The following is a 26,068-nucleotide window of genomic DNA, read 5'->3' on the forward strand; positions in this document are numbered from 1 at the left end:
GCGGTTGCTCCTCCGCTGAAATCGGTTCGCGTTGCTCCCAATTTCTAGGCTTCGTCTGCAAGCCGCCTGAATCACTGAAGGGGTTGGGGGTTGGATGGGCGGTTGCTCCTCAGCTGGGATCCGGGTCGCTTCGCTCCCGTCTCCGAGGCTTCGTCTGCAAGCCGCCTGAATCCTTTTCAACCGTCTGCACAGTAAGCCTGAGGGCCATTGAAAACAAAGACTTGCCGAAAAAAATACCAAGCTCAGTCGCGGCAAGCCGCAAAATCCCTTATGAAGCGAAAAAACCAATAGCATATTACTAATAATTTTAGTATATTTGTGCTATGGATACGATACAAAACCCGGAGTACTTCAAGGGGCGCGGTGCTCAAGTGAACACGCATAATAAGTTTGCTGCCCAGCGGTATGTGGCCGAGCATGTCGAGGGTCTGGATGAGGAGTTTCTCGAAAATTCGAATACTCAACTCATTGATGAACATCCGAAAAAAATTATCAGCGTCAATGATAGTCCCGATTTATCAATGGGCTACTCGCTAAACCCCTATCAGGGATGTGAGCACGGGTGCATCTATTGTTACGCCCGCAATGCACATGAGTATTGGGGATATAGCGCCGGGTTGGATTTTGAGCGAAAGATTATTGTCAAGCGGAATGCGGCGGAAGTGCTGGAGCGACAATTCAACACAAAAGGATATCAGCCACAGGTCATTATGCTTTCGGGCAATACGGATTGCTATCAGCCGGTTGAGCGCAAATTGCAGATCACAAGGGCCATTTTACAAGTCATGCTGGCCTATCGACATCCGGTATCGATCATCAGCAAAAATAACCTCATCTTGCGCGATGTGGATATCCTGTCGGAGATGGCCAAGCTGGGGCTTGTTCAGGTGGCGATTTCCCTCAACTCATTGAATGAGGACCTTCGGCAAAAGATGGAGCCACGGACGGTTACCGCAAATGGTCGCCTCAAGGTCATCCAACGGCTTAGCGATGCAGGCATACCCGCGATGGTCATGTGTGCGCCAATTATACCCGGGCTCAACAGCGATGAGATTCCGGAAGTCATCAAAGCGGCAGCCGAGCACGGGGCGAGCGGAGCGGGTTACACCATCGTGCGGTTAAACGGCGCGATAGCCGAACTGTTCACGGACTGGGTGCACAAGGCTTACCCCGATAAGGCCGAAAAGGTGCTGCATAGCATCGCTGCATGCCATGGCGGTAAACTGAATGACAGCCGTTGGGGTGTACGGATGAGCGGGGAGGGTAAACTGGCGGAGAGCATCAAGCAGCTGTTTAAATTGAGCGTGAAGCGATACATGCCCCAAAGGGCACTGCCCCACTTGCGGCTGGATTTGTTCGCGCCTAGGGGCGGGAAGCAGCTGGATTTATTTTAATGGCCGATAATTTTTGTTACTTTCGGCGAACGAATACCAAGCATGAGAGAATACCTATTTAGTACACCGGTGGCCAGCATCATTTTCGCGTTTACCATCGTGACCAGCATCTACACCTTTTCGAACCACCACCTTTTTGGAAAATTCATGTTGCACCCGCATAGTGTAAGCCGGGGGCAACGCATGTATACATTGCTGACAAGTGGACTGATACACCGGGATTGGGGGCATCTTCTGTTTAATATGCTTACCTTTTATTTCTTTGGCTTCCCGCTGGAAAGGCTGTTGGCGAGTTTAAGCGCATGGGGCCATGGGCAATTTGCCGTGATTTATTTATTGGGCTTAATATTGAGCGACATCGGCACCGTTTTTAAGGAAAAGAACAACAGCTCTTATTATAGTTTGGGGGCATCTGGTGCGATCTGCGCCGTGCTGTTCAGTTTCATTCTGTTCGATCCTAAGATGATGTTGGGTGTTTTCATGATCATCCCGATGCCGGCATGGCTGTTTGGCGTACTCTTTTTGGGGTACTGCGTTTGGGCTTCTAAAAACGCCAGAGACAGCATCAATCACGATGCACATTTCTATGGAGCAATATTCGGCATTGTCCTGACCATCATCTTTTACCCGTGGGTGATCCAGCATTTTATCAGCCAATTTACCTGATGTGCTGCTTAGTGTGGGAGTAACACTTTGCTAACCGGCTAACCGTAAATGTGTTGTGGTTATTCCCAAAAATTAGCGCGTTAAATATTGCGTCGTGGCATTGATTTTTTGCGATTAATATTTACATTAGCCGGGGTTATAAACTTAGTTTTTAGATAAACAGCGGCAAATGAAAACCTTAGCAACGTCCGATTACATTGTCTTTTTATGCTATTTTATTATCATAGCAGGTTACGGCCTTTGGATTTACTACCGCAAGCGGTCAAAGGAGTTCAACACGAAAGATTATTTTCTGGCTGAGGGATCGCTGACCTGGTGGGCAATCGGTGCATCGCTGATCGCATCCAACATCTCAGCCGAGCAGTTTATCGGCATGAGCGGCGATGGATTCAAATTGGGATTGGCCATCGCAGCCTATGAGTGGCTGGCAGCAGCGACCCTGATTATTGTGGCTGTATTTTTCATCCCTGTATACCTGAAAAATAAGATTTATACGATGCCGCAGTTTCTTAACCAGCGGTATAATGGCACCGTGAGCACCATCATGGCGGTGTTTTGGTTGTTGCTGTATGTGGTCGTCAATCTGACATCCATCCTCTTTTTGGGGGCCTTGGCGGTCTCCGCTATTTCCAGCATCAATTTTACGGTTTGTATGTATGGCATCGCCATCTTTGCCATATTCATTACGTTGGGTGGGATGAAGGTGATCGGCTATACAGACGTCATACAGGTATTGGTGCTCATCCTTGGCGGTTTGGCCACGACCTATTTGGCATTGAATATGGTATCCGAGCATTTTGGCACGGCAGGCATATTCAACGGCTTGGGGATGCTGCACGAAAAAGCACCGGGCCATTTTGATATGATTTTTGACAAAACGCAGGAGCATTACATTAGCCTTCCGGGGTTATCGATCCTCGTGGGCGGAATGTGGATTGTAAACCTCAATTATTGGGGTTGCAACCAATACATTACCCAACGCGCGCTGGGTGCAGATCTGAAAACCGCACGCAACGGGATCCTCTTTGCCGCGTTTCTGAAGATGCTGATGCCTATCATCGTCGTGTTGCCGGGTATCGCTGCTTTTGTGCTCTACAAAGAAGGGTTTTTTCAGCAGGAGATGCTGGAAGCCGGGGCCGTTCGTCCGGACAAGGCCTATCCGGTATTGCTCAACCTCTTGCCGACAGGGCTGAAGGGCTTGGCTTTCGCAGCGTTGACGGCCGCAGTGGTGGCATCGCTGGCGGGCAAGTCAAACAGTATCGCCACTATTTTTTCGCTGGACATCTACAAAAAAATATTCAACAAAGAGGCCTCCGAACGTACGTTGGTCAATACGGGCAAGATCACCATCATCGTGACCATGATTTTGGCGGTGATCATCGCCCCCCACCTGGGTATTGAAAAAGGCGGTTTTCAATATATCCAGGAATATACAGGTTTCGTGTCTCCGGGTATTTTTGCGATGTTTATATTGGGCTTCTTCTGGAGAAAAGCTACTTCCAACGCCGCGTTGTTTGCCACGATCGGGGGGTTTGCCTTGTCGGTGGTCTTGAAATTTCTGCCCGAGTGGGTAGACCTGTCGCCGCTGTATTCGATCGGGTTTGCGGTACCCAACACCGCAGGGGTTTATGAAATTCCGTTTATCGACCGCATGGGAATTGTGTTCTTGTTCTGTATCTTGGGCATGTTTATCATCAGTGTCATCGAAAATAATAGGGGAGTGATACCCAAAGGCCTAATCGTGGAACGCAGCATGTTTAAAGTGCATCCGGGATTTTTGGCAGGGACCATCATCATCGTCGGGCTATTGGTCGCTATCTATACCGTTTTTTGGTAGTCTGGGCGGAACCGGGTCGGGTCGATGGTTTGTCCACTTAGACAGGGGGTTGATGAACAGAAAAACCAAGATAGACGATGTTAAAAAAGCGAATTATTTTTTTGATGCTGATCGCGGGGCTGTCTGCTTATGCAGCTAGTAAGGCCAGCAGATTTGACAGCGACCGAAAACCGGCATCTACCACCCGGCCAAACATCATTGTAATCCTCGCCGATGACATGGGCTACTCCGATATCGGTTGTTATGGCGGGGAGGTCAACACGCCAACGATCGACCAATTAGCGGCAGAAGGAATACGTTATAAGCAATTCTACAACGCCGCTCGTTGCTGTCCTACACGGGCAGCGCTGATCAGCGGACTTTACCCGCATCAAGCGGGGATGGGTTGGATGGCCGCTGCCGACCTGGGGACACCGGCGTACCAAGGAAACCTTAATACGCAGGCCGTAACAATAGCAGAAGTGCTAAAAACAGCGGGATATGGCACTTATATGACGGGAAAATGGCACCTGACCAACGAGCGGAAAATAGATGGCATGGTAACGGACAGTTGGCCTATCCAACGGGGTTTCGACCGTTATTTTGGAATTATTCCAGGCGGGGCAAACTATTTTACGCCTGTTGTCTATAGCGGAAACCATCGGTATAAGGCTCCGAAGGATTTTTACCTGACGGATGCCATCAGCGATACCAGCGTGCAGTATATCCATGATCATTTTACGGAACATCCGGATAAGCCTATGTTTATGTATGTGGCTTATACCGCGCCACACTGGCCCCTACATGCGCTGCAGAAAGACATCGATAAATACAAAGATGTTTACAAAACGGGTTGGGATAACCTGAGGAAGCAACGTTTCCAACGGCAAAAGGCATTAGGCATGTTTCCGAAAGACGCAATCTTATCTCCGCGAGATTCGGCGATCAAGGCGTGGGACCGCCTGTCCGAAACGGAGAAAGATGAAATGGCGATGCGCATGGCAATCTATGCCGCTCAGATCGATAATATGGATCAAGGAATTGGCCGCATCATCGCCAAGTTGAAAGCAGAAAACCAGCTTGACAACACCTTGATATTTTTTCTCAGCGATAACGGGGCCTGTGCTGAGTTTATCAGCAGCGGTACACGCAAGGCTGTGGATGGAAAAGAGGACACCTTCGAGAGTTACCGGATCAATTGGGCAAACGTCAGCAGTACACCGTTCAAGGAATACAAACATTACACCTATGAAGGCGGTATCGCTACCCCGTTGATCGTCCACTGGCCAAATGGGATTGCTAAAAAGCTCACAAACTCATTTGTTAGCGATTACGGCCATTTGAGTGATATCATGGCCACTTGCGTTGAGGTGGCGGACGCGGAATATCCAGCCGTGTATAACGGCAATACCATCCATCCGATGGCGGGTAAAAGTCTTGTCCCGCATTTCAGCGGCAAGGACAATAACCGCGGCAAGATCTTTTGGGAACACGAAGCGAATATTGCCGTTCGCGACGGAAAATGGAAATTGGTTGCTAAGACACCGGAGGGACAGCCGTTCGATGAAAGCGACCTTCGGCTTTATGATATGGAAGCCGATCCGATCGAAGGGAATGACCTGTCTGCCCAGCATCCGGACCAAGTGAGACAACTGTATGCCGAATGGCTGGAGTGGGGCGAGCGCGTGGGGGTCTTTCCGCTCGACACCCGCGAATACAACGAGCGGGCGCGGACATATAGGAGGACCATTAACGGGAGTTTTGATGACAACCTCGGCGGGTGGAACGTGCGGATAAGTCCCGAAGCGAAAGCCGCCATTACGATCGATACCACCGGAGCGCTTACCGGAAGACGATCGGCGTCAGTTCATGTAGAAAAACCAGGACCCCGACCAGCGGCCATAGCAATGGATTGGCCGTTCAGCGCCCATAAGGGAGAGCGGTTTGCAATCAGTGTAAAGGCTAGGGCCGAAAAGAATACAGCATATTACTTGCGTCTTGAACAAGTTGATGCTGGTGCACCGCGGTTAATGGATCAAAAGATCCTCGTTAGCGCTCATCCCGGAAAAAGCAGTTTTCTATCTGCGGCGATACCAGCCGATGGCCGTTATCGGGTTTCCCTTTATTTCGGAGACCTCAATCCGGGCGATAAGCTGTGGATCGATGATATTGAATTGAAACCGCAAGGAGATTAATGTGGGTTGTGCGGTAAAATTAGTACATTAGCCGTTGACTCCGTGTCCTTAATTCAACAGCCAATGCTTAAAAAACTACTCTTCATTGCTTTTATAGGCGTTCATTTATCGACGTACGCCCAGCAGCCCACACTCACGGTAGAGCAGATCATGCGTGACGCTAAGTGGATGGGCACCTCACCTACCGACGCTTTTTGGGATGTTGGCAGTAACAGGCTTTATTTTGATTGGAATCCCGAGGCCGAAGAGACATCCGCGCTATACTATGTGACCACTGCGGAGCCGACACCCGAAAAAGCCGGCGATTCGGAGCGGCGAACGATCATCCGGCAATATGCATTTGACCAGTCCCGCAAACGTATTGTATTTGAACGGCAGGGCGATATTTACGTCAGGGAATTGAAAACCGGAAAAGAAGTAAGGCTGACCGAAACCGTATCCGACGAAAGCAGTCCGCGTTTTACGGGCGATGGACAATACATTGTTTTCCAGCAGGGTGAAGATCTTTTTAGGCTATCATTGGATAATCAGGAGTGGCAACAGCTGACGCATTTCAGCAGAAGCAATGCGGAGAGAAAAAGGCAAGGGGAACAAGCGCGGCTTACCGAACAAAATAAGTGGTTGCAAACGGATCAGTTGGAACTGTTTGATGTGTTGAAAACACGCAAGCATCAGGATTCAGTACACAAGGCTCAGGAAGTGGATAACGATGAGGGCGGTTTGAAGCGGTTGGATATCGGCGACGAGATGCTGTCTATGCAACAGGTAAGTCCGGATGGCCGTTATGTCAGTTATCGGCTGACCAAACGGGCCGAGGGAAACCAGCAGACTATTGTGCCCAGTTACGTCACCGAATCGGGTTATACCGAAGATATTCCTGGCCGCACCAAGGTGGGCAATGCGTTGCCCGTATCTCGGACATATATTTATGACAGGCAGCGGGACACGGTATACGAAGTGCACACGAAGGTGATCCCTGGGATTAAAGACCTGCCGGATTTTTGGGAGGACTATCCAGAGGAGCAGGCCAAGCGCTTGGAGGAAAACAAAGACCGGCAGGTAAACATCGGTCAGGTGAACTGGAATGACGCGGGCACTGCTGCCTGTGTGGTTGTCACCGCCGCCGACAACAAAGACCGTTGGATCATGCGGTTGGATGCACAAGAAGGTTCATTGCATTTGATTGACCGCCAGCGCGACGAAGCGTGGATCGCCGGACCGGGCATCGGCGGATCATGGGGCGGCGGAAATATCGGCTGGATCGATGATGAAATCCTATACTTCCAGAGTGAGGCCACGGGCTATTCGCACATCTATACCGCAAACGTCCGTACGGGGGAAAAGCAACAGCTGACCAGCGGCCCATGGGAGGTGAGCGACCTCCAGCTTGCTGCCGATAAGAAACATTTTTATTTCACCGCTAATAAAAAGCACCCCGGCATTACGCATTTTTACCGCATGCCGATAACGGGCGGTGAGCCGATGCAGCTTACCCAGGTAGACGGGGGCAACGAGACCGTACTTTCGCCCGATGAGAAATGGCTGGCGATCCGGTATTCGTACTCCAATAAGCCCTGGGAGTTATACGTACAACCAAACAAGCCCGGCGCACAGGCGGTCAAAGTCACCGAGTCGCTTACAGACGAGTTCAAGGCCTATCCGTGGCGCGAGCCCGAAGTGATTTCGTTTAAAAACCAGCATGGAGATGAGGTCTACGCCCGGCTATACCGACCCGCCAATCCAAAACCGAATCACCCAGCCGTGATTTTTGTGCACGGCGCCGGTTACCTGCAGAATGTACACTATTGGTGGAGTCAGTATTCCAGGGAATATATGTTTCACAACCTGTTGGCCGATAGGGGCTTCACCGTGCTGGACATCGACTATACGGGCAGTGCCGGTTACGGGCGCGACCACCGCACGGGCATTTATCGCCACATGGGCGGTAAAGACTTGAGTGATCAGGTTGATGGCGCTAAGTTATTGGCTTCGAAATATGGGGTAAACCCGAAGAATATTGGCCTATACGGAGGCTCGTATGGGGGGTTCATTACCCTCATGGCCATGTTCAATGAACCAGAGGTGTTTGCTGCCGGCGCTGCCTTACGCTCGGTGACCGATTGGGCGCACTACAACCACGGGTATACCGCTAACATCCTGAATGAGCCGGCCAACGACCCGATTGCCTACAAGCGCTCCTCGCCCATTTACTTCGCCGAAGGATTGAAAGGCCACTTGCTGATGTGCCACGGGATGGTAGATGTGAATGTTCATTTCCAAGACATTGTACGCGTGAGTCAGCGGCTTATCGAACTCGGTAAAGACCATTGGGAGCTGGCGGTGTACCCGGTAGAAGATCACGGTTTCGTCGAGCCCAGTAGCTGGATAGACGAGTACAAGCGCATATTAAAGCTGTTTGAAGAGCGGCTTAACAATCAATAAAGCTATCATCCTTCCGCCCAGCTATGGCGATCGAGGCTGCGAAATTGAATGGCCTCAGCAAGGTGCGCCGTTTGGATGTCAGCACTTCCGTCCATATCGGCAATGGTCCGAGAAACTTTCAGGATGCGGTCGTATGCACGTGCGGATAAACCGAGCTGCTCCATAGCGGCTTTCAGCAATGCTTGTCCCGATGAGCTGATATTGCAGATTTCCCGTACCTGCCTGGGGCTCATTTGAGCGTTGCTATAGATATGTGGATTGGATTTAAAACGCAGGGCCTGTAGCTTGCGGGCGGCAATCACGCGCTCACGGATGGCGGCACTTTGCTCATTCGCCCGGGGCGCGGTCAACTGGGTAAAATCAACCGGCGTAACCTCTACATGTAAGTCTATCCGGTCCAACAAAGGGCCCGATATTTTACTGAGGTATTTCTGCACCGTTCCCGGACTACAGACACACTCCTTCTGCGGATGATTGTAAAATCCACACGGGCAGGGATTCATCGCTGCTACCAAAATGAAGCTCGCCGGGTAATTTACCGAAAAACGTGCGCGCGAAATGGTAATATTCCTCGATTCAAGGGGTTGACGCATCACTTCCAGTACCGTTCGCTTAAATTCCGGCAGTTCATCAAGAAAAAGCACACCATGGTGTGCCAGGGAGATTTCTCCCGGTTGGGGATGATGGCCACCGCCTACCAACGCAACGTCGCTGATGGTATGATGCGGTGCGCGGAAGGGTCGGACGGTCATCAACGACTCCGCAGCGCGCAACTTGCCGGCAACGGAGTGTATTTTGGTGGTTTCCAGCGATTCGTCCACACTCAACGGCGGTAGTATCGTCGGCAGCCGTTTGGCCAGCATGGTCTTGCCCGACCCCGGGGGACCGATCAAAATCGCATTATGCCCGCCCGCGGCGGCTATTTCCAGTGCGCGTTTTATATTTTCCTGCCCATGCACCTCTGCAAAGTCTGAGTCATAGTTGTTGATGTTTTTGAGAAACTCCTCTTCTGTGTTTACCAGCGTCATGTTTAGCGGCGCTTGATTAGTGACCAACCCGATCACCTCCGTGATGTGCTGAACGCCGTACACCCGCAATCCTGCCACGACCGCCGCTTCACGGGCGTTTGCAGCAGGCAGGATGATGCCTTTGAATCTGTCCCGGACCGCTTGTATGGCGATGGGCAAGGCGCCCTTGACCGGTTGTATACCCCCATCCAATGACAGTTCACCCAAAATGAGAAATTCATGCAATAACGGGGCATTAATCTGTTTGGATGACGCCAATATGCCGATGGCAATGGCGAGGTCGTAAGATGAACCTTCTTTGCGAATATCCGCGGGAGCGAGGTTGACAACGATTTTCTGGCGCGGCATGCGGAAGCCCGAAGCGGACAATGCGCTTTCGATGCGTCGCAGGCTTTCTTTCACCGCATTGTCGGGCAAGCCGACAATGTAATACTTGGTTCCGCCAGAAATATTGACTTCAATGGTAATCGTGGTTGCTTCAATGCCATAAACGGCACTTCCATAGGTTTTGATGAGCATAGGCAGACCGAATTTCCGCTAAATATAGCAAATATTCGCTGCTTTTGAATCAGTTTTGGTGTTGTTTTTCTTCGTACTGCTGTATCGCTTCTTCTGCTACTTCACGGGCGTGATCACGCAATTGGTAAATTTTTTCGCCTTCGTTATCTTCAATGACCAGTGGCGGCGCCTGCACGATGGCTTGGCGTACGTCATAAAGCCACAGCAAGGTATTCATCAATACGGCAGTCAACGCGATCAAAATCAGGAGCTCAACAGTGCCGATATGTTGGAATGACAACGCCATGCCGATCACCAAAATATTGAAGCTCGAAAGAACAAGGGTGGCTTGGGTATGTGTCATCCCCGTGTCCAGAAGGCGATGATGCAGGTGGTTACGATCGGCCATGAAAGGCGATTTGCCTTGGGTCAACCGGATGACAATGACGCGCAACGTGTCAAATATGGGTATGATGAGTATCGCTATCGCTACGGCCGGAACCGATTGGACAACAGCACCGACGCCCGGCGTGAGGTCCTTCACGTTATTCATTTCGATCAACTGAATGGCCAATACGGATACGATGAACCCGATGGTATACGCGCCGGCATCCCCCATAAAAATGCGGGCCTTCCCCGCATTGTATCGCAAGAAACCCAATACCGAGCCGGCCATGCTCATGGCCAATAATGCCAACCCGTAATCCTGCATCCGAAAGAAGATCCACCCAAAAGTAAGGCTTACAATCAAGCTTACACAACCGAGTAGCCCGTTGATTCCATCGATCAAGTTAAACGCATTGATCACAAAAACGATCAGCAAACTTGAAAACGGATAACTGACGACAGGATGGATATCATAAATACCAAAAACGCCATAAAAACTGGTTAATCGGATATCCGCAAAATAGACGACAATCAATGCCGTGATGGATTGTGCGAGGAATTTTTTATAGGGATTCAATGCGGCCAGGTCATCTTTGAGGCCCACCAGAAAGATCAACAATCCGGAAGCGAAGACATAGTTGGCATACGGTAAGATGTTTCCCGAGATGCAAAGGCAAGCGGTAAAGGTAAACGAAGTGAGTACTGCTATTCCCCCTAGATTCGGTGTGCGGTACTTATGGATTTTTCGCTCTTCAAGTGCGGGGTCATCAAACAAACGCTTTTGATAGGCCAGCTTAATCAACGAGGGAACCGCGTATAGTGTGATGACACATGAAAGTAAAAACGAAAAAAGTACCAAGTAGATTTCTATCATAAAAATAGCTTAATAGTACAAATAATCAGCACAAAGATAGCGTAAATAACCAAAGTCAGCGGCTTGTCTTTTCAAAATATTTCATCAGCTAGACAAACTCACGGCGCAATATTTGTGCCACTAAATATAAGTAAGCAGAAAGCCCCCGTAAATACCCACTGTTAAGTATTCCGGGTTTTCTTTATGACCGGTTTTTCGGGCGGTTTTTTAAGTTTTGGCAAACGATTTGTAGACTTATTTGTATATTTAACAGCATTGCCGAGTAAGCCGACGGTAGAAGGCAACGGGTTAAAAGCATTAAAACAGTTGATTTTCAAACTAAATACAGCAGATTATGAACGATAACGCAAAAGTAGTAGCAGCATTATTAGCGGGGTTGGCCGCTGGAGCCGCCTTAGGAATTTTATTTGCACCGGAAAAGGGCTCGGAAACACGAGACAAATTAAACGACTCGTTGAAAGACTTGGGCGACGCCCTGAAAGAGCGGACAGCCGAGCAACTGGAACACCTCAATGACTTCAAAGAAAAGGTTGTTGCAGCCTTAAAATCGAAGGTAAACAAGGGTGAGCAAACGGTAGAGGACGTATTGGAAGAACACGCCTGAATATAGAAAAGGGTCGACCCTGAGCCATAACATGGCACAGCACAGCAAAGAGGGCTCCATCCCTTGAATGGGATAGCGGAGGTTTCCGTATGCAATGTCATGCTGAGCACTCGTTTAGTTATATCATCATAAGCCCTTGGCCAAGATCAAATGGAGGAACAAAAATTTTCGGTTAAAGGAGTATTCCAAAAAAGTAAAGAATACGTGGATACCCGCTTGAAGTTATTCAAACTTAGGTTTGTCGAGCGGTCTTCAAGATTAATTGCAAGTTTGATCGTGGATATCGTTAAAACGATATTCGCCATCTTTGTGCTCTTCTTCTTTAGTTTGGCCTTGGGATTTTATTTGAGCGAATTGCTAGGGAGCTCCTCGCTGGGATTTCTGGCAACAGGGGGCGTATTTTTACTGCTGATAGGCGTGATATCAATGGCGGAGCAACCCTTAGAGCGTTTGTTCATGAACCTTTCCATCAAGCGATTCCTGCAAAAATGGAATGATGAAATAGACGAAGAAGATGAGGAAGGAAAGCAAGATTAAGAATTTGAGCGACCTGAAGATGGAAATTGTCCGGCTCAAGGCACTTTCCAAGGAGCAGGAACGGTATCTTGGCGACCAGTACCGGCTGTTTAACGAAAAGGTCGCCGCGCCCGCCCGGTTTTTCAAATCGGTGGTTTCGTGGGTGCCGGGTACCGCCTACGCAAAAGGACTGTTTACCCAGGGCACCAAGGATGATGATTGGTTGAGTCGATTACTGCGCATAGGTCTTCCCCTGATTCTCAATCGATTTGTCCTCCGCAGGGCAGGCTTCTTCAAAAGAGCGTTGGTGACCCTGCTGTCTCAGCAGGCCGCCGGGGCTATCAACAAAGACCGGTTGATTACCTTGATCAATAAAGTAACCGACTTTGTGAGCCCTTCAAAAAACCGCAAGCGATCGGGTAAGCACGTAGACTATGGCATCCCGCCAGACAGTGAGACGTATTAAGACCTGTTAAATTACTGCCCATCTTTTCCTACTTTTGCAGGCTTAACTATCGTCATGGGAAAAGACAAATTAAGAAAGTTTGCCGAGATCGAAACCTTTGCCAACGTATTGCAGATGGATGCCGGTAAGGCGATGAAAGGCCGGTGGGCGACCGAGCATTTCGGCAATGAACAACCCATCGTATTAGAATTAGCCTGCGGCAAGGGAGAATACACCGTTGGCCTGGGCAAGCAGTTTCCCGATCGCAATTTCATCGGCGTCGATTATAAAGGCAATCGTATTTGGCGCGGTGCCAAGACCGCATTGGAAGAAGGCGTCGGGAACGTCGCCTTTCTCCGCATCCAGATCGAAACCCTATTGGATCATTTTGCCGAAGGCGAAATTGCCGAAATCTGGATTACCTTTCCCGATCCCCAACCCCAGAAAAGCCGCGAAAAAAAACGCCTTACCAGTCCGGCATTCTTAGCAAAGTATCAGCAGATCATGGTACCGCAAGGCACCATGCACCTCAAAACGGATAACGATGAGCTATATGCCTACACGCTGGAAAAGCTGGATGAATGGGGAGTAGACATATTGCAGCAGACCGATGATCTGTACCATTCTGATATCGTGGATGAGCTATTATCCATCCATACCTATTATGAAAAGAAATACCTCGGCGCAGGCAAAAACATCAACTATGTGAAGTGGGGCTGGCGGTAAAGGCTTTGAGTTTCCGTCTGCTGATTTTTTCGACGTTGACCGGCTGGGGCAGTTTCACGTAATAGCCCGTGCCATCATAGGGCCGCTTGCGCGGATGCTGCATACACGTGTCCGAGCAGCAACCTTCCATCTTCCATCCGCACGCTTCGCATTGGGTGAAATGTTCATTGCATTCCGGATTAGCGCAGTTGATCATCCGGGGGGTGGTGGTGCCGCAGTTGAAGCAGGTAGAGGCAACGGTTGGATTAACACGGTTGACGTCTACCGTCAAGCGGTTGTCAAACACATAACACTTGCCTTCAAAATCCTTGCCGCCCGCTTCCTTGCCATACTTGATGATACCTCCGTGCAGCTGGTACACGTCTTTGAAGCCCTCCTTCAGTAATAGTGCGGACGCTTTTTCGCATTTGATGCCCCCTGTGCAATAGGTCAGTATCTTTTTGTCCTTGTACTTGGCCAGCTCGTTGATTTTTTCGGGAAACTCCCTGAAATTTTCGATATCCAAGGTAATCGCATTCTTGAAGCGGCCCACCGTGTGTTCGTAGTTCGAGCGTACATCCAATATCACCACATCCTCGCGGTCTTTCATTTCGGCAAATTCCTGGGGCGCCAGGTGCTTGCCTGTTTCCCTGGTCGGGTCGATCGACTTGGGATCACGCAGGCCCGAATGCACGATTTCCGCCTTGTAGCGGCAATGCATCTTAATGAATGAAGGTTCATCCACCTCATCGATCTTGAAATCCGTATGGGCAAACCTCGGGTCGGCATGCACCGCATCCATATAGGCCCGGCAGGCTTCCGGCGTACCCGATACCGTGCCATTGAGCCCTTCATCCGCTACGATAATGCGGCCCACGAGGCCAAGTGATTTACAAAATACGAGATGATCTGCGGCGAACTGTTCCGCATGGTCGATGTGGCTGTAGCAATAATACAGCAGGGTTTGATATTTTTTCATACTTCATTGATACCGCTGCAAACGGCGTTTAATGTTTTCGGATGCAAAGGTAAGAAAATAATTTCTACTGCCCCCGCAACGGCAGATAAGTCGGTATAGTCGCATCTTTTTCATGAATGACGATAGCAACACACTGATTATCGGCGTCGATCTCAAAGGCGATGCCTTTGTCGGTGTCATAGACGGAATACGCCTCGCCGCCGTCTTTATACATTTCGACGATGTGCAGGGACTGTGAGTAGGTATCTGAAATTTCCCGCAAAGTGGAGCCGACATGGATGGATTGGCTAGTTTGAAAGTGGGGCGAGGTGATCCGTATCTGCTTAATGTGCGCGGTTTCATCATTGCCCATATCCCGCGAGGTGAAGACAGACAGGGGGTATTCGGTGGTATCGGCGGGGGTGTGCCACATCAAGACCGCCTTGCCCATAGCGGCATCGGAGAAATCGGGTTTGCCAAACGCCTCGAGGACCACACTATCGGCATCGCCAAGCGAAATGAAGCCGGCTGCTTCGCCGGGTATGAGCACCAGGCTGTCGGCCGTCGGAGAAGGGACATCTGTCGCCACAGTATCCGTTTGCGGTTGGTTTGACGTGGAGCGTTGCCCATTGCACGCGGCGAGGGCGCAGCCGATCGCTAAGGGGATGAGGTATTGTTGAAATCGATTCATCTGCTAAATAATGTTTATGGGAATGAACGCTTATCGCTGGGTTTTGTTTCGCAGGGGGGTGAGCAGGTACTCCAGCCCGTTGAGCTTGATCTCATACATGGTAGCCAGCAACATACCGAGGTTGCCTTTGGGGAAACCTTGTTGGTGAAACCATACCAAATAGGCTTCGGGCAGGTGGCAGATCAACGAATCTTTGTATTTGCCAAAGGGCATTTTGGTGGTCACTAACGCTTGCAGTATTTCTTCCTGTGTCATGGGCGGATCAGTCGTTTATCTTGCCGTGGCGGATGTAGTATACCGCAAGGTTGGCGGCGATGACGGCGTGATTGACGATAGTGGGCAAGACGCCATAATGCTTACTGAAAATCCGGAAACGCTCCCGGAGGCTCTGCCAGTGGTGCTTTTTGGACATCCCGCCTACGAGGTATTTGGCCACGAGCCGTTTGGTGTTGACGATGTGCTTTGCATGCTTAGCTGCGCGGATCACCCAATCGATATCGGCGCTGAGCCGGTAGCACAGATCATACGGCGCCGCGATGGCCCGGCGGATGTAGATGGCCTGGTGGCTGATGTTCATGCCATACCGGAAGCTCCGCCAGGTAAATTGATCCGGTATGGCATGCCTGCGCAGACCGAGGGACTCCCCATGCGGGTCATATAGTTCGGTTTCGCCGTAGTAAATATCGGCATCGGGCGTTGAGGCGAATACCTGTGCTACCGTATCTTGGGCATAGATCTCATCGCCGGAATTCATGAAGAGCACGTAATCACCCGTAGCCATGGTGAGCCCTTTGTTCATCGCGTCATAGATACCCTTGTCGGGTTCGCTCACCCATCGGGTAATGCGATCGGAATGGCGTTTGATGACCTCCACGGTGCCATCGGTGGAACCGCCGTCGATGATGAGGTACTCGATGTGGGGATAGGTTTGCCCGACCACCGATAATATCGTGCGTTCGATATCGCGTACGTTATTGTAGACAACCGTGATGACCGTGAGCGTCGGTGAAAACATGTTTATGGGGACTCGGGCATGGTCGCACGTTTTTGTACGACCAATACGTTGTTGTGAAAAAAATTCATATTCTTAGGCAATATCGCCGAAATAAGTAGTCCCCAAATGGTAATGGGCATGATGAAAAACGGTGTCAGGGCTATCCTGATCGTTTTGTTCTTGGGGAAAATATGCTGATAGATATAGGCAATCCACATCTGGCAGACGGTAGCCACATAATTGGTGGTCTTATGGCTTTCAAGCAAGGTAAATCCTGATTGTTCCAGTAGATGCCTGATGCCGAATGACGTGTAGCGTGCATAGTCGTACGGAATCTCGTGCTCATCCCATACGAACGGGAGGGTGACGAGCATGCGACCCCCCGGTTTGAGCACCCGGTGCAACTCGGCAAGGATTTCCGGAAGGTTGAAGATGTGCTCAAAAACCTCACTGGAAAAAATGCTGTCGAATGCGTTGTCGTCAAAGGGCAGCGTTTTGCCGTCGTAATACACGTCTATTTCTTCATTGTGGTGGTCGTGCCCACTGATCTCAATGTCGGTACCGATGTATTCCGTGACATTAAACAAGGATTTATAGGGCTTGCTCCCGCAGCCGAAATCCAATAACCGTCCCTGCATGTGGGAGCTGAATCGGGATATTCCTTGGTACAGCCCCGCCCTGATGATGAAAAAGGGATTGAAAAGCAACCCGAAAAAGGTGGGTTGAAACAGGGATTTGTTGTATATGCGTTTGAGTGTAGTCAGCAATTTTTCAGTATTTAGTGTTTGAATTGTGCTTTCCAGCGTGCAATAGCGTCCGTATCAAGGTATAACTTGATACTCATCTCGTCATATAGCTGCGCTTCGAGCTGGTCCATGCGCTGGCGCTCGAGGACATTCAATCCGATGTCATTGCGCATTTCGATGGCCCGGTTATCGATGCCGATGATGATGGCTTTGCGCTTTTTCTGTAGGGCCCGTATACCGGCATGCAGGCGTGTACCGACGTACTCGCAGGACTGCTGTTCGAGAAACGCGTCGAACGCGGATAGTTTGGGTGCCACGTAGCGGATATCAGCCGTTAGGCTTTCGATGTAAGCTTGGTCTTTGGAGCCCTGTATCCAGACGTACACCTCACGGTAATGCCGTTTCAGGATCTCGAGCATTTGCTTATCCTTGTCCGGGTCGCGCAGGTAATCCGTGATCGTGGTGACCACAATGTCACGTTTTTGGGGGTTGATCTGCGAACAGTGGGGTTCGTTCAATCCCCATACCGTGGGGCACCCGGTGTTGACGACATTCTTGATGCCGATTTCGTTTAGCTTCTGTAGGGTATAATTGTCCCGCACGGCATGAAGATACTTCGTGGAAAACAACGTTTTGTACATCATTTGAGCATACCATGACACGGGTTTTTCTTGGTACTGCCACCACCCCACCCCCAGGAGTACCACCTTGTGCCGCAGTACTACGGTGTCCTTGAACCCTACCTTCCATTGACTTTTGCGCAGCGTATCGTTTTTGAGCAGGTTGGTCCCGCCGACGATGCCGGTGTCGTATTTGCGAAGCTTGGGGAGGTCCTTGGGGTGTATCGAAAAATGAGTGGGGACGTTGATGACAAAGTCATCCATGAAAAGCTCGTCTGCAATCCTGTTAACCGCGTCCATGATGATGTGGTCGCCGAGATTGGTGGTACCTATTGATGTGTCAAAAATAATCTTGGGCATGAGGTATCGTGCAGCTTATCGTTTTACTAAACGTTGAATAGTCGGAATGAAAAACAGTGCCTTTAATATCATCCATCCTTGGCTCCTTGTTTTGGGCACAAAGATAACAAACAGCGCAGTGGATGCATACGTCAATAACGTGGCATAAGCAGCACCAATCATGCCATATTTTGGGATCCACCAGGTGTTGAGCACGATATTGATGATTGCGCCCGTCACCGCGCGCGCGAGCGATAGCATGGTGTAGCCTTCGGCCAGGAGGTACTGGCCGCTGGCGACGTAGAGAAACATGAATACACCGGCCCAGATGTGTACGGTGAGCGTTGCGGCCCCAGCCGCATACTCCGGTTTATAGAAGATGTCGTAAAGTAATGGAGCGACAAACGTGGTGACCAGTGCTATCGCAATGCTGATGAACGCCATGAGCTCATACAAATGCTGCAATCGCCGTTGATATCGGACGGGGTCGTCGCGCCGTGCATTCATGATGGCGGGAAAAAGCGCCGTGACGATGGCCATGGGGATGAAGTACCATCCTTCACTGAGCTTCACGACCGTGTCATACACGCCGAAGACCGCCTCGCCCAAGTAGGCATCCAGCATGAGCTGGTCGATTTTCATGTAGAGGATGATGGAGATGGACGAAAACGCCAACGGCCAGGAATAGCGGAGCAAGTGTTTGGCCACGGCACCTTCAAACTTCCATTGGAATACGCTGTAGCCTGTTCGCTGATAGCGGTATAGGTAGCCCGCCGCGAGAAAAACCGCATCCAAGAGCAGCGACCACACAAACCATTCGATCGGCGCGCGCCACAGCACGAGCATGATTTTCAATAGCGCAGAAAGCAAATTGGCGCCCACTTGGATGTACATGATATTCTTGCCCTGCACCTTGGCTTGGAAAAAGCAATCAATGATGTTGATGGGCTGGAAAATGCAGATAAACGATACGATGCCCACATATCGATAAGGAGCGGCGGGCAGCTCCGCGGCATGGTAACCGATCAACAGGTAGGTGATATAGATCAGGGGGAGCGCAACGACACCGGCCAGCAGCCGCAGCCAGAACGCGGTGCCGAGGATGATAGGGTGCTTATGCGGCTCTTGCAGCAGTTGGCGTGTTACAAAGCTGTCCATCCCCAAGGCGGCGGCGGCCGTGAAGAAAGAGACCAATACGAACGGGTAGTTTAATACACCATTTTGGCCGCTGCCCAGGTAATTGGGAATGGCGATGGCGGTAACGATCATCTTCAGGAAAATCGACCCTACACGGGCAACCATCAGCCAGCCGGTATTCTTGAAGTACTTGTTGAACGCTTCGGGGTCGAAACCGGGTAATGATGAAATCTTCATCGAAGCCATGCTGCTAAACAACCTCCACCAGCTTGCTGAATCCTGTTAAGCTGGGGTGCTTGAGGTCCAGATCCGTCACCAAATAAGAAATGGCGTTGAGGCTGCATACCTTCATCTTTTGCACCGAGTTGAGTTTCTCTGCAATACTGAGAATGGCGGTCTTGCTCGAGCAGCGGATCATGGCTTTTTTGATCTGCACCACCTCCCAATCGGAGTCGGTAACCCCATCTTCTACCGAAAGGCTGTTGGTGCCCAATAGGCATAGGTCTACCCGGATCTCGGACAATTGATTGATCACCTGCGAACCGATACTGATGTTGGTATTCCGGGAAAGCTTGCCGCCGATGAGGATGACATCCGCATTGGTACGCTCAGCCAGTTCCAGTGCAACCAGCGGGCTGATGGTAAAAAACGTGCATTGAAGACTTTCGGGTACAATCCGGGCCAACTCAAGCATCGTCGTGCCGCCGCCGGCCAGCACCGTCATGCCGTTTTGGATGAGGTTAAGGGCTTTGCTTGCAATTTGTTTCTTGGCATCACGCGCATAAACGTTGTTTTCTTGAAAGGGGTATTGGAATGATTTGGACAGCGCCCCGCCATAGACTTTGAGTACCTTGCCATTTTCTGCCAGTTCGTTCAAATCACGCCTGATGGTATCCTCAGAGACATTGAGCTGTACACTGAGATCCGAGGATAGCACCTTGTTATGCAAGTTTATTTGATGAATGATAAAGGCCTGCCGTTCTTCTTTCAACATTGGTGTAACGGGTTTATTTAATTGGGTAAAGATAGCAGAAATTTGTATTATTACGGCCAGCAAAGCGTCAATAACTTCGACACCATACTATCCATGACGGAACTACGTATCGCGATCATCAATGGGATTATCTTTACAGGCGATGAACTGATCAGCAACAAAGCCCTGTTGATTGAGGGACGCCGGGTAGTGGATCTGCTCGCGCCGGACGAATTGCCGGATGGCGCATCGGTCGTGGATGCAATGGGCGACTATGTAGTGCCGGGCTTTATCGATTTGCAGGTATACGGGAGCGGCGGACAGCTATTCTCGGCGGATCCGACCACCGCATCCATAGACAAGGTTGCGGCGGCATTGGTCCAATCGGGCACTACGAGTTTCATGATTACCGTGGCGACCAACTCGATGGAGGTGGTGGACCGTGCGCTGGCCGTATTAAGCAATTACAGCCACCCTGCATTATTGGGACTGCACCTGGAAGGGCCATATCTCAATCCCGCAAGACGGGGGGCGCATCCAGCGGAGCATATCCGCCAGCCGACGCCGTCCGAAATCGCTGCGTTATTAGCGAAAGGGCGAGGTTGCCTTCGGATGATGACCATCGCCCCTGAACGGTTTGATCGCGAAATGATCCGCTTCCTGCTGGATAATGATGTATTGCTATCGGCGGGCCACAGCGACGCTTCTTTTGAAGAGGCGATGGCTGGATTTGACAACGGTATCCGGGCCGTCACCCATCTTTTTAATGCCATGTCTCCTTTTCATCACCGCCATCCGGGGCTTCCGGGAGCCGCTTTCCAGTCAACCGGTGCAATGGCCAGCATCATTGCCGATGGCATCCACGTGGACTACGAGACGCTTTCGATCAGTAAAAAGCTACTTGGTAGCCGCTTATTTCTGATTACCGACGCAGTGGCCGAGTCGCATGAGGGAACGTATACCCATGTATTTAAGGGCGATCGGTACACCCTGCCAGACGGCACATTGTCCGGCTCGGCGTTGACGATGATGCAAGCCGTGGCCAACAGTGTCCAGCAGGCAGGCATTCCGCTAGAAGAAGCCCTGCGGATGGCCACCTTATATCCGGCTGCTCTCATCGGCGCGGATGACCTCGGCCGGATCGCGCCGGGGGTCAGCGCCAATATCGTCATTTTTGACACGCAATATGCCATTCAGCACGTCTTTCTTGGAGGGCAGCGTCAATGAAAAAGCTGTTCAACCTACTCTATTTTCAGGTACTCATTGCCATCCTCATCGGGGTATTGATCGGGCATTTTTATCCGTCATTGGGGGTGCAGCTCAAACCCCTCGGCGATGGCTTTATCAAGCTGATCAAAATGGTCATCGCGCCGCTCATCTTCTGCAGCATCGTATTGGGCATCGCGGGGATGGAAGACGTGAAGAAGATTGGCAAAGTTGGGGTGAAGTCGCTGTTGTTTTTTCAATTATCGACGATGGCGGCGATGTTCTTGGCGGTGCTCGTGATCAACGTTCTAAAGCCCGGCGAAGGGATGCACGTCGATCCGACAACGTTGGACACATCAGCAGTGGCATCGTATATTGAACAGAGCAAGGATCAGGGTGGCATCGCGGCATTTTTGTTGGACATTATCCCGGAAAATATTTTCGGGGCCCTATCTTCCGGCAATCTGCTGCAGGTGCTCTTTTTTGCGGTCTTATTTGGTTTTGGCCTTTCCCAGATCGGCGGCAAAGCGGAGCCTGCAATACGGGTGATGCAGTCTTTTCTGGATGGCTTGTTTGCCGTGATCAAGATGATCATGAAAGTCGCCCCGATCGGAGCGATGGGGGCAATGGGGTTTACCATCGGAAAGTACGGCATCAGTTCCCTTTCGTCGCTGGGCCTGTTGATGGTCTCGTTTTACCTAGCCTGCCTGCTCTATATTTTTGTGGCGTTAGGATTGATTTTGAAATACTATGGGATAAGTGTATTCAAACTGCTGCGCTATATCAAGGAAGAATTGCTGGTGGTATTGGGCACTTCTTCTTCCGAATCGGTATTGCCTGCCATCATGCAAAAGCTGGAACGCCTGGGCTGCTCCAGACCGGTCGTGCGGCTGGCGATTCCGACGGGCTACTCGTTCAATTTGGATGGCACAACGATATACCTCACGATGGCGGCCATATTCCTGTCACAAGCGTTGGATATTCCGATGAATCTGGGCGAACAACTGTTTCTATTGTTGGTGTTGACCATTACGTCCAATGGGGCGGCAGGTGTAACGGGCAGCGGGTTTATTATATTGGCCGCTACGCTGCCCGTGGTAGGCCATCTGCCCATTGAGTCGGTGGCGCTGGTATTCGGCATCGACCGTTTCATGAGTGAGGCACGGGCGTTGACCAATATCATCGGCAACACCGCAGCCACGCTGGTGGTGGCGCGTTGGGAAAATGAGCTGGATATGGAGCAGATGAAGTCGGAACTCGGCTGACTTACTCGTCCCCCGCTGTCGGGGCCGGAGCGTCCATATCCATGGTCAGGTCGGCCAGTATGTTATTCACCTCTTCTTCTGTAGCCGTGAGTTTGGCTTTGCAGACAGTGATAAGCTGGGTGGCACGTCTCACTTTTTCCGAAAGCGCATCGATGGAGATGCCGCCCTGTTCAATCTCAGACACGATGGATTGTAGTTCCTCAAAGGCGTCGGTATAGGTGTACTTCTCGTCACTCATTTGCTGTTGGTTTGATGTGGGTTACCGTACTGGTGACGTTTCCTGATGCCAAGACGGTCTCCAGTACATCACCCTGTTTGATATTTTCGGCAGTGTTGATCACCTGTCCGTTGATGCGTGTAATGCTGTATCCGCGGTTGAGCACCCACTGTGGGTCTAACAGCCTGACGGACCGTTCCATGGCGGCTAATTCAAACCGGCTGTCTTTGAGCTTGCTCAAGCTGGCTGTTTTCACGGTCTGTTCGGGGTATTGCAGCGTTTGCAGTTCCCGTCGCAGGCAGCCGGTCGCGGCTGTCTTTAGCCGTGCGGCATGATGCTCAAGCGCTCGTTGCTGTTGATGAAGGAGATGCACGCTCGTCAACCGGAAGTAACGGATGCAATCATGAAGGGCATTTTTTTGTAGCGTAAGCAATCGCTCCGTTTGTTGGACAATGGTTTGCTGCGCTTGCGAAACGGGCACGGCAAAATCATGGAATCGCTGAACGAGGAAATCGGCTAACTCGCTTGGAGTAATCGCATTTTGATAGGCGACCATCTCGCTTACCGTCTCATTGGTCGAATGCCCGATACCGGTGAGCACCGGAATGGGGAACTGGGCGATGGCTGAAGCCAATAGATAATGGTTGTAACTGGACAGTCCAACGTCTCCCCCGCCCCCACGGATAATGGCCACGACGTCATAAGCTTCTACCTGTTGGGCGATATGCACGAGTTGGTTGATGATCGATGGGATGGATTTATCGCCCTGTAGCAATGCAGGAAATAAGGTCGATTCGAACCGATACCCCCAAGGATTGCCATGTAGGATTTTCAGAAAGTCGGCGTATCCCTTGCTGGTCTCTACCGATATGATGGCCAATCGCTTGGGAACCACCGGGAAAGCGAGCCGCTTATTGGCAAAGAAGAGCCCTTCCTGCTTGAGCCGGGCGATGCTCTCCAGTTTTTCCCTTGCCAACTCACCCAATGAATAAGCGGGGTCTATGTCCAAAATACGGAGGCTCAAGCCATGTAAAGGCTCATAGGAGATGGTCGCTTGAAACAGAATAGTGATGCCATTCTTCAATGGTTCGCGGGCGATGTCAATGAACCGCTGGTTGATCCGTTGATAATCGCCGTTCCACAAGATGGCGCGCATTTCGGCAATGACCTTGCCTTCTTTTTTCTCGACCAAGTCAGGATAGCAATGCCCGGAATGGCTATAATGATTGAGTTTATTCATCTCTGCCTTGATCCAGTAAACGCTTTTATACCGTTCGGCGATGGTTTTTTGAATACTGCGGGCTACCTCCGCAAGGGAAAAGATCGTCTTGTCTGGCAGTTTCTCAGGCATATTCAAAGATAAGCTTTTTCCGTAAAATCACTACCTTTGTAGCATGAAAATACCCATTATCGCCTATGGCGACCCTATTTTGAAACGAAAAGGGGTAGAGATAGAGAACGATTATCCGGGCTTGCAAGAATTGATAGCCGATATGTTTGAGACCATGTATGCGGCGCATGGAGTTGGGCTGGCTGCGCCTCAGATAGGGCGTTCCATTCGCCTGTTTGTAATAGACGCTAGTCCATTTGCCGACGATGAGCCGTCGCTTGCAGCGTTCAAAAAAGTCTTTATCAATGCACGGATACTCGATGAACAAGGGGAGAAATGGTCGTTCAATGAAGGATGCCTGAGTATCCCCGATATCCGTGAAGATGTGAGCCGGTATCCCGACATCCGTATCCGTTATGTTGATGAAAATTGGGTGGAGCATGAAGCGGAATACACGGGGTTAGCCGCACGGATTATCCAGCATGAATACGATCATATCGAGGGCAAGCTGTTTACCGAGAAGCTAAGTCCGCTACGGAAGGCAATGATCAAAAGCAAATTGGAAGCCGTCTCAAAGGGACAGGTGAGCGTGGATTACAAAATGAAGTTTCCGGCATTGAAGCGAAAAGGGCGATAGGGGTCATTAGCCGCCCACAATGGGTAATGTCAATTTGTATTTGACGGCAATGATGCGAATGACGGATATCATGCTCGTGCTGAGAAAGGTATTGATGGCGGAGTTTACCCCTAAACCGTTGAGGGTGACAAATATGATGGCGCCCAATAGGCATGCCGTTGCATAGATTTCCTTTCGGAAGATCAACGGCGTTTCATTTAACAACGTATCGCGGATAACTCCGCCCATTACTGCGGAAAAAAGTCCTAATACCACCGCTGCAATGTCGCTGCTGTCAAATGCCAAGGATTTTTGAACGCCGACTACCGTGAAAAAACCGATTCCCAATGCATCAAATAAGAAAAGCGTCCTTGCTAATTTTTCCAGAAGTCTTTTGAATAGCACAGCGATTAATACGCCGACCAGTATGGCCAAGAGGTAATTGCCATCGTTTACCCATACCGGCCGCAGGTTTAGAAAGATATCGCGGAGGCTGCCGCCCCCAATGGCCGTGACGAAGCCCGTAAAAGCAGCTCCGAAAATGTCAATATGGTGTCTCATGGCCGCCATGGCACCTGATATGGCGAAAACCATGGTGCCCAATAAGTCGATATAATAGATAAGTTCCATATACAGGCAAACTTGGTTGGCAAAATTAGCATAATTTTGACCACATTTCTTCTCTCTTTCTCCCAACATTGTTCCCCCTTTTGCCCCCCGTTATGCGTCCCCCGCTCGTGCAGTATGCGGCCTGTACTTGGCGATTTGTTAAGTACGCCCCAAGCGAGCCTCGAGCGGCAGCCAAGAGATGGGAGAACAACGGCGGGAAAAAGGCAGGGGAATGTGAGGCGTTTGTGTGGTTTCAATCCGGATAAGAAGGTTGTCGGAACAGGACTTTTAGGCGTTACATTTTTATGCGCTGATTTATAGGGAGTAACGATATGCTTTGAAAATATTAGTTGCTGTTGCTTGCAAATAGAAAATAATGGTGATACCTTTGCGTCCCGCTTCAGAGGAGGTGGTTGTTCATTGAGCTTTTAACAATTGTTTTTGACAGATACGAGACGCTTTTTAGCGGATTCGGAAGGTTAAAAAAATGTTAAAATAAATTTTGCAGTAAGGAAAAACATCCTTACCTTTGCAGTCCCAAACGGAGCGGGGATTCAGAGAGTGTTCCGGGGCCCGGTTAGCGCGATGCGATCCGGGGAAAGAAGAAGAGAGATTCGGCCGGTTAAGGAGCCGGTTGGAGATATAGCCGAAGCGTGAGCGGGGGCGAGAGAGTTCTTGAAGATATTGATATTCATGTAGCGTAACGAGTAGTCTGTTTATAAGGGCGAAAGTTAAGATAGACAGACCTAAGTCAATCCAGGTAGATAGACATAATACAGTAAAGATTGATTCTAAGA

The 26,068-nt window shown here is 50.3% G+C and carries 25 protein-coding genes; 12 read left to right on the forward strand and 13 right to left on the reverse strand.

Annotated elements, in window-relative coordinates:
* Positions 1-323 precede the first annotated feature (323 nt).
* The 5 genes from ACMGDE_RS05445 (at position 324) to ACMGDE_RS05465 (ending at position 8,513) form a co-directional block, all read left to right on the forward strand.
* The gene (locus ACMGDE_RS05445) at positions 324-1,394 is read left to right on the forward strand and encodes a PA0069 family radical SAM protein (RefSeq protein WP_436831747.1); all 1,071 of its coding nucleotides are present in this window, start codon (positions 324-326) and stop codon (positions 1,392-1,394) included.
* Positions 1,395-1,436: 42 nt separating this feature from the next.
* A complete protein-coding gene (locus ACMGDE_RS05450) occupies positions 1,437-2,060 on the forward strand; it encodes a rhomboid family intramembrane serine protease (protein WP_436831748.1) in 624 nt (207 codons plus the stop codon).
* A 169-nt stretch (positions 2,061-2,229) separates the two neighbouring features.
* Positions 2,230-3,897: a sodium/sugar symporter gene (locus tag ACMGDE_RS05455; protein ID WP_436831749.1), complete on the forward strand. Its 1,668-nt coding sequence runs from the start codon at positions 2,230-2,232 to the stop codon at positions 3,895-3,897.
* 77 nt (positions 3,898-3,974) lie between these two features.
* Positions 3,975-6,071, forward strand: a complete 2,097-nt coding sequence (locus ACMGDE_RS05460) for an arylsulfatase (RefSeq protein WP_436831750.1) — start codon at positions 3,975-3,977, stop codon at positions 6,069-6,071.
* A gap of 63 nt (positions 6,072-6,134) precedes the next feature.
* Entirely contained in the window at positions 6,135-8,513 is a 2,379-nt protein-coding gene (locus tag ACMGDE_RS05465; RefSeq protein ID WP_436831751.1) for a S9 family peptidase, read from the forward strand.
* A gap of 5 nt (positions 8,514-8,518) precedes the next feature.
* Here ACMGDE_RS05465 and ACMGDE_RS05470 read toward each other — a convergent pair whose 3' ends face one another.
* The gene (locus ACMGDE_RS05470; protein WP_436831752.1) at positions 8,519-10,060 is read right to left on the reverse strand and encodes a YifB family Mg chelatase-like AAA ATPase; all 1,542 of its coding nucleotides are present in this window, start codon (positions 10,058-10,060) and stop codon (positions 8,519-8,521) included.
* 49 nt (positions 10,061-10,109) lie between these two features.
* Entirely contained in the window at positions 10,110-11,300 is a 1,191-nt protein-coding gene (locus tag ACMGDE_RS05475) for a glycosyltransferase family 4 protein (protein WP_436831753.1), read from the reverse strand.
* Positions 11,301-11,634: 334 nt separating this feature from the next.
* On the opposite strand from ACMGDE_RS05475, the gene ACMGDE_RS05480 reads away from it, so the two are divergent.
* The 4 genes from ACMGDE_RS05480 to trmB all read left to right on the forward strand — a co-directional run bounded on the left by ACMGDE_RS05480 (position 11,635) and on the right by trmB (position 13,591).
* Entirely contained in the window at positions 11,635-11,904 is a 270-nt protein-coding gene (locus ACMGDE_RS05480) for a YtxH domain-containing protein (RefSeq protein WP_436831754.1), read from the forward strand.
* A 150-nt stretch (positions 11,905-12,054) separates the two neighbouring features.
* Positions 12,055-12,441: a phage holin family protein gene (locus ACMGDE_RS05485; protein WP_436831755.1), complete on the forward strand. Its 387-nt coding sequence runs from the start codon at positions 12,055-12,057 to the stop codon at positions 12,439-12,441.
* Positions 12,419-12,886: a hypothetical protein gene (locus tag ACMGDE_RS05490; RefSeq protein WP_436831756.1), complete on the forward strand. Its 468-nt coding sequence runs from the start codon at positions 12,419-12,421 to the stop codon at positions 12,884-12,886. Before ACMGDE_RS05485 ends, ACMGDE_RS05490 begins: the two co-directional genes overlap by 23 nt.
* Before the next feature lie 54 nt (positions 12,887-12,940).
* Complete coding sequence (gene trmB, locus ACMGDE_RS05495) at positions 12,941-13,591, forward strand: tRNA (guanosine(46)-N7)-methyltransferase TrmB (RefSeq protein WP_436831757.1); 651 nt, start codon at positions 12,941-12,943, stop codon at positions 13,589-13,591.
* On the opposite strand, the gene trhO is transcribed toward trmB, so the two are convergent.
* From trhO to ACMGDE_RS05535, 8 genes are all read right to left on the reverse strand, one after another.
* Entirely contained in the window at positions 13,563-14,549 is a 987-nt protein-coding gene (trhO, locus tag ACMGDE_RS05500) for an oxygen-dependent tRNA uridine(34) hydroxylase TrhO (RefSeq protein WP_436831758.1), read from the reverse strand. The two genes, trmB and trhO, sit on opposite strands and share 29 nt — an antisense overlap.
* Positions 14,550-14,613: 64 nt before the next feature.
* Positions 14,614-15,219 (reverse strand): hypothetical protein, encoded by a 606-nt coding sequence (locus tag ACMGDE_RS05505; RefSeq protein WP_436831759.1) that lies wholly within the window; start codon positions 15,217-15,219, stop codon positions 14,614-14,616.
* Positions 15,220-15,249: 30 nt separating this feature from the next.
* Positions 15,250-15,474 carry a DUF3820 family protein gene (locus tag ACMGDE_RS05510; protein WP_436831760.1) on the reverse strand — a complete coding sequence of 75 codons (225 nt, stop codon included), beginning with the start codon at positions 15,472-15,474 and terminating at the stop codon, positions 15,250-15,252.
* 7 nt (positions 15,475-15,481) lie between these two features.
* Positions 15,482-16,234 (reverse strand): glycosyltransferase family 2 protein, encoded by a 753-nt coding sequence (locus ACMGDE_RS05515; protein WP_436831761.1) that lies wholly within the window; start codon positions 16,232-16,234, stop codon positions 15,482-15,484.
* 2 nt (positions 16,235-16,236) lie between these two features.
* Complete coding sequence (locus ACMGDE_RS05520) at positions 16,237-16,980, reverse strand: class I SAM-dependent methyltransferase (protein ID WP_436831762.1); 744 nt, start codon at positions 16,978-16,980, stop codon at positions 16,237-16,239.
* A gap of 11 nt (positions 16,981-16,991) precedes the next feature.
* Positions 16,992-17,939 (reverse strand): polysaccharide pyruvyl transferase family protein, encoded by a 948-nt coding sequence (locus ACMGDE_RS05525; protein WP_436831763.1) that lies wholly within the window; start codon positions 17,937-17,939, stop codon positions 16,992-16,994.
* Between the two features lie 15 nt (positions 17,940-17,954).
* Positions 17,955-19,292, reverse strand: coding sequence for a flippase (locus ACMGDE_RS05530; RefSeq protein ID WP_436831764.1), 1,338 nt, complete (start codon positions 19,290-19,292; stop codon positions 17,955-17,957).
* A gap of 13 nt (positions 19,293-19,305) precedes the next feature.
* Positions 19,306-20,049: a DeoR/GlpR family DNA-binding transcription regulator gene (locus ACMGDE_RS05535; RefSeq protein ID WP_436831765.1), complete on the reverse strand. Its 744-nt coding sequence runs from the start codon at positions 20,047-20,049 to the stop codon at positions 19,306-19,308.
* Between the two features lie 93 nt (positions 20,050-20,142).
* Here ACMGDE_RS05535 and nagA point away from each other — a divergent pair, with 93 nt between their 5' ends.
* Positions 20,143-21,255, forward strand: coding sequence for an N-acetylglucosamine-6-phosphate deacetylase (gene nagA / locus ACMGDE_RS05540; RefSeq protein WP_436831766.1), 1,113 nt, complete (start codon positions 20,143-20,145; stop codon positions 21,253-21,255).
* A complete protein-coding gene (dctA, locus tag ACMGDE_RS05545; protein ID WP_436831767.1) occupies positions 21,252-22,499 on the forward strand; it encodes a C4-dicarboxylate transporter DctA in 1,248 nt (415 codons plus the stop codon). The genes nagA and dctA overlap by 4 nt, the downstream gene beginning before the upstream one ends.
* Before the next feature lies 1 nt (position 22,500).
* On the opposite strand, the gene xseB is transcribed toward dctA, so the two are convergent.
* Entirely contained in the window at positions 22,501-22,737 is a 237-nt protein-coding gene (gene xseB, locus ACMGDE_RS05550; protein ID WP_436831768.1) for an exodeoxyribonuclease VII small subunit, read from the reverse strand.
* Positions 22,730-24,067 carry an exodeoxyribonuclease VII large subunit gene (xseA, locus tag ACMGDE_RS05555; protein ID WP_436831769.1) on the reverse strand — a complete coding sequence of 446 codons (1,338 nt, stop codon included), beginning with the start codon at positions 24,065-24,067 and terminating at the stop codon, positions 22,730-22,732. The genes xseB and xseA overlap by 8 nt, the downstream gene beginning before the upstream one ends.
* 43 nt (positions 24,068-24,110) lie before the next feature.
* On the opposite strand from xseA, the gene def reads away from it, so the two are divergent.
* On the forward strand, positions 24,111-24,683 hold the full coding sequence (gene def / locus ACMGDE_RS05560; protein ID WP_436831770.1) for a peptide deformylase: 573 nt from the start codon (positions 24,111-24,113) through the stop codon (positions 24,681-24,683).
* A 6-nt stretch (positions 24,684-24,689) separates the two neighbouring features.
* On the opposite strand, the gene ACMGDE_RS05565 is transcribed toward def, so the two are convergent.
* A complete protein-coding gene (locus ACMGDE_RS05565; protein ID WP_436831771.1) occupies positions 24,690-25,292 on the reverse strand; it encodes a trimeric intracellular cation channel family protein in 603 nt (200 codons plus the stop codon).
* Between the last annotated feature and the right edge of the window lie 776 nt (positions 25,293-26,068).

The sequence above is a fragment of the Parapedobacter brassicae genome (assembly GCF_051400755.1).
Taxonomy (GTDB): Bacteria; Bacteroidota; Bacteroidia; order Sphingobacteriales; family Sphingobacteriaceae; genus Parapedobacter.

Coding starts and splice junctions, on each gene's coding strand:
- ACMGDE_RS05445 (WP_436831747.1), top strand. CDS start 324: ATGGATACGATACAAAACCCGGAGTACTTCAAGGGGCGCGGTGCTCAA.
- ACMGDE_RS05450 (WP_436831748.1), top strand. CDS start 1,437: ATGAGAGAATACCTATTTAGTACACCGGTGGCCAGCATCATTTTCGCG.
- ACMGDE_RS05455 (WP_436831749.1), top strand. CDS start 2,230: ATGAAAACCTTAGCAACGTCCGATTACATTGTCTTTTTATGCTATTTT.
- ACMGDE_RS05460 (WP_436831750.1), top strand. CDS start 3,975: ATGTTAAAAAAGCGAATTATTTTTTTGATGCTGATCGCGGGGCTGTCT.
- ACMGDE_RS05465 (WP_436831751.1), top strand. CDS start 6,135: ATGCTTAAAAAACTACTCTTCATTGCTTTTATAGGCGTTCATTTATCG.
- ACMGDE_RS05470 (WP_436831752.1), bottom strand. CDS start 10,060: ATGCTCATCAAAACCTATGGAAGTGCCGTTTATGGCATTGAAGCAACC.
- ACMGDE_RS05475 (WP_436831753.1), bottom strand. CDS start 11,300: ATGATAGAAATCTACTTGGTACTTTTTTCGTTTTTACTTTCATGTGTC.
- ACMGDE_RS05480 (WP_436831754.1), top strand. CDS start 11,635: ATGAACGATAACGCAAAAGTAGTAGCAGCATTATTAGCGGGGTTGGCC.
- ACMGDE_RS05485 (WP_436831755.1), top strand. CDS start 12,055: ATGGAGGAACAAAAATTTTCGGTTAAAGGAGTATTCCAAAAAAGTAAA.
- ACMGDE_RS05490 (WP_436831756.1), top strand. CDS start 12,419: ATGAGGAAGGAAAGCAAGATTAAGAATTTGAGCGACCTGAAGATGGAA.
- trmB (WP_436831757.1), top strand. CDS start 12,941: ATGGGAAAAGACAAATTAAGAAAGTTTGCCGAGATCGAAACCTTTGCC.
- trhO (WP_436831758.1), bottom strand. CDS start 14,549: ATGAAAAAATATCAAACCCTGCTGTATTATTGCTACAGCCACATCGAC.
- ACMGDE_RS05505 (WP_436831759.1), bottom strand. CDS start 15,219: ATGAATCGATTTCAACAATACCTCATCCCCTTAGCGATCGGCTGCGCC.
- ACMGDE_RS05510 (WP_436831760.1), bottom strand. CDS start 15,474: ATGACACAGGAAGAAATACTGCAAGCGTTAGTGACCACCAAAATGCCC.
- ACMGDE_RS05515 (WP_436831761.1), bottom strand. CDS start 16,234: ATGTTTTCACCGACGCTCACGGTCATCACGGTTGTCTACAATAACGTA.
- ACMGDE_RS05525 (WP_436831763.1), bottom strand. CDS start 17,939: ATGCCCAAGATTATTTTTGACACATCAATAGGTACCACCAATCTCGGC.
- ACMGDE_RS05530 (WP_436831764.1), bottom strand. CDS start 19,292: ATGAAGATTTCATCATTACCCGGTTTCGACCCCGAAGCGTTCAACAAG.
- ACMGDE_RS05535 (WP_436831765.1), bottom strand. CDS start 20,049: ATGTTGAAAGAAGAACGGCAGGCCTTTATCATTCATCAAATAAACTTG.
- nagA (WP_436831766.1), top strand. CDS start 20,143: ATGACGGAACTACGTATCGCGATCATCAATGGGATTATCTTTACAGGC.
- dctA (WP_436831767.1), top strand. CDS start 21,252: ATGAAAAAGCTGTTCAACCTACTCTATTTTCAGGTACTCATTGCCATC.
- xseB (WP_436831768.1), bottom strand. CDS start 22,737: ATGAGTGACGAGAAGTACACCTATACCGACGCCTTTGAGGAACTACAA.
- xseA (WP_436831769.1), bottom strand. CDS start 24,067: ATGCCTGAGAAACTGCCAGACAAGACGATCTTTTCCCTTGCGGAGGTA.
- def (WP_436831770.1), top strand. CDS start 24,111: ATGAAAATACCCATTATCGCCTATGGCGACCCTATTTTGAAACGAAAA.
- ACMGDE_RS05565 (WP_436831771.1), bottom strand. CDS start 25,292: ATGGAACTTATCTATTATATCGACTTATTGGGCACCATGGTTTTCGCC.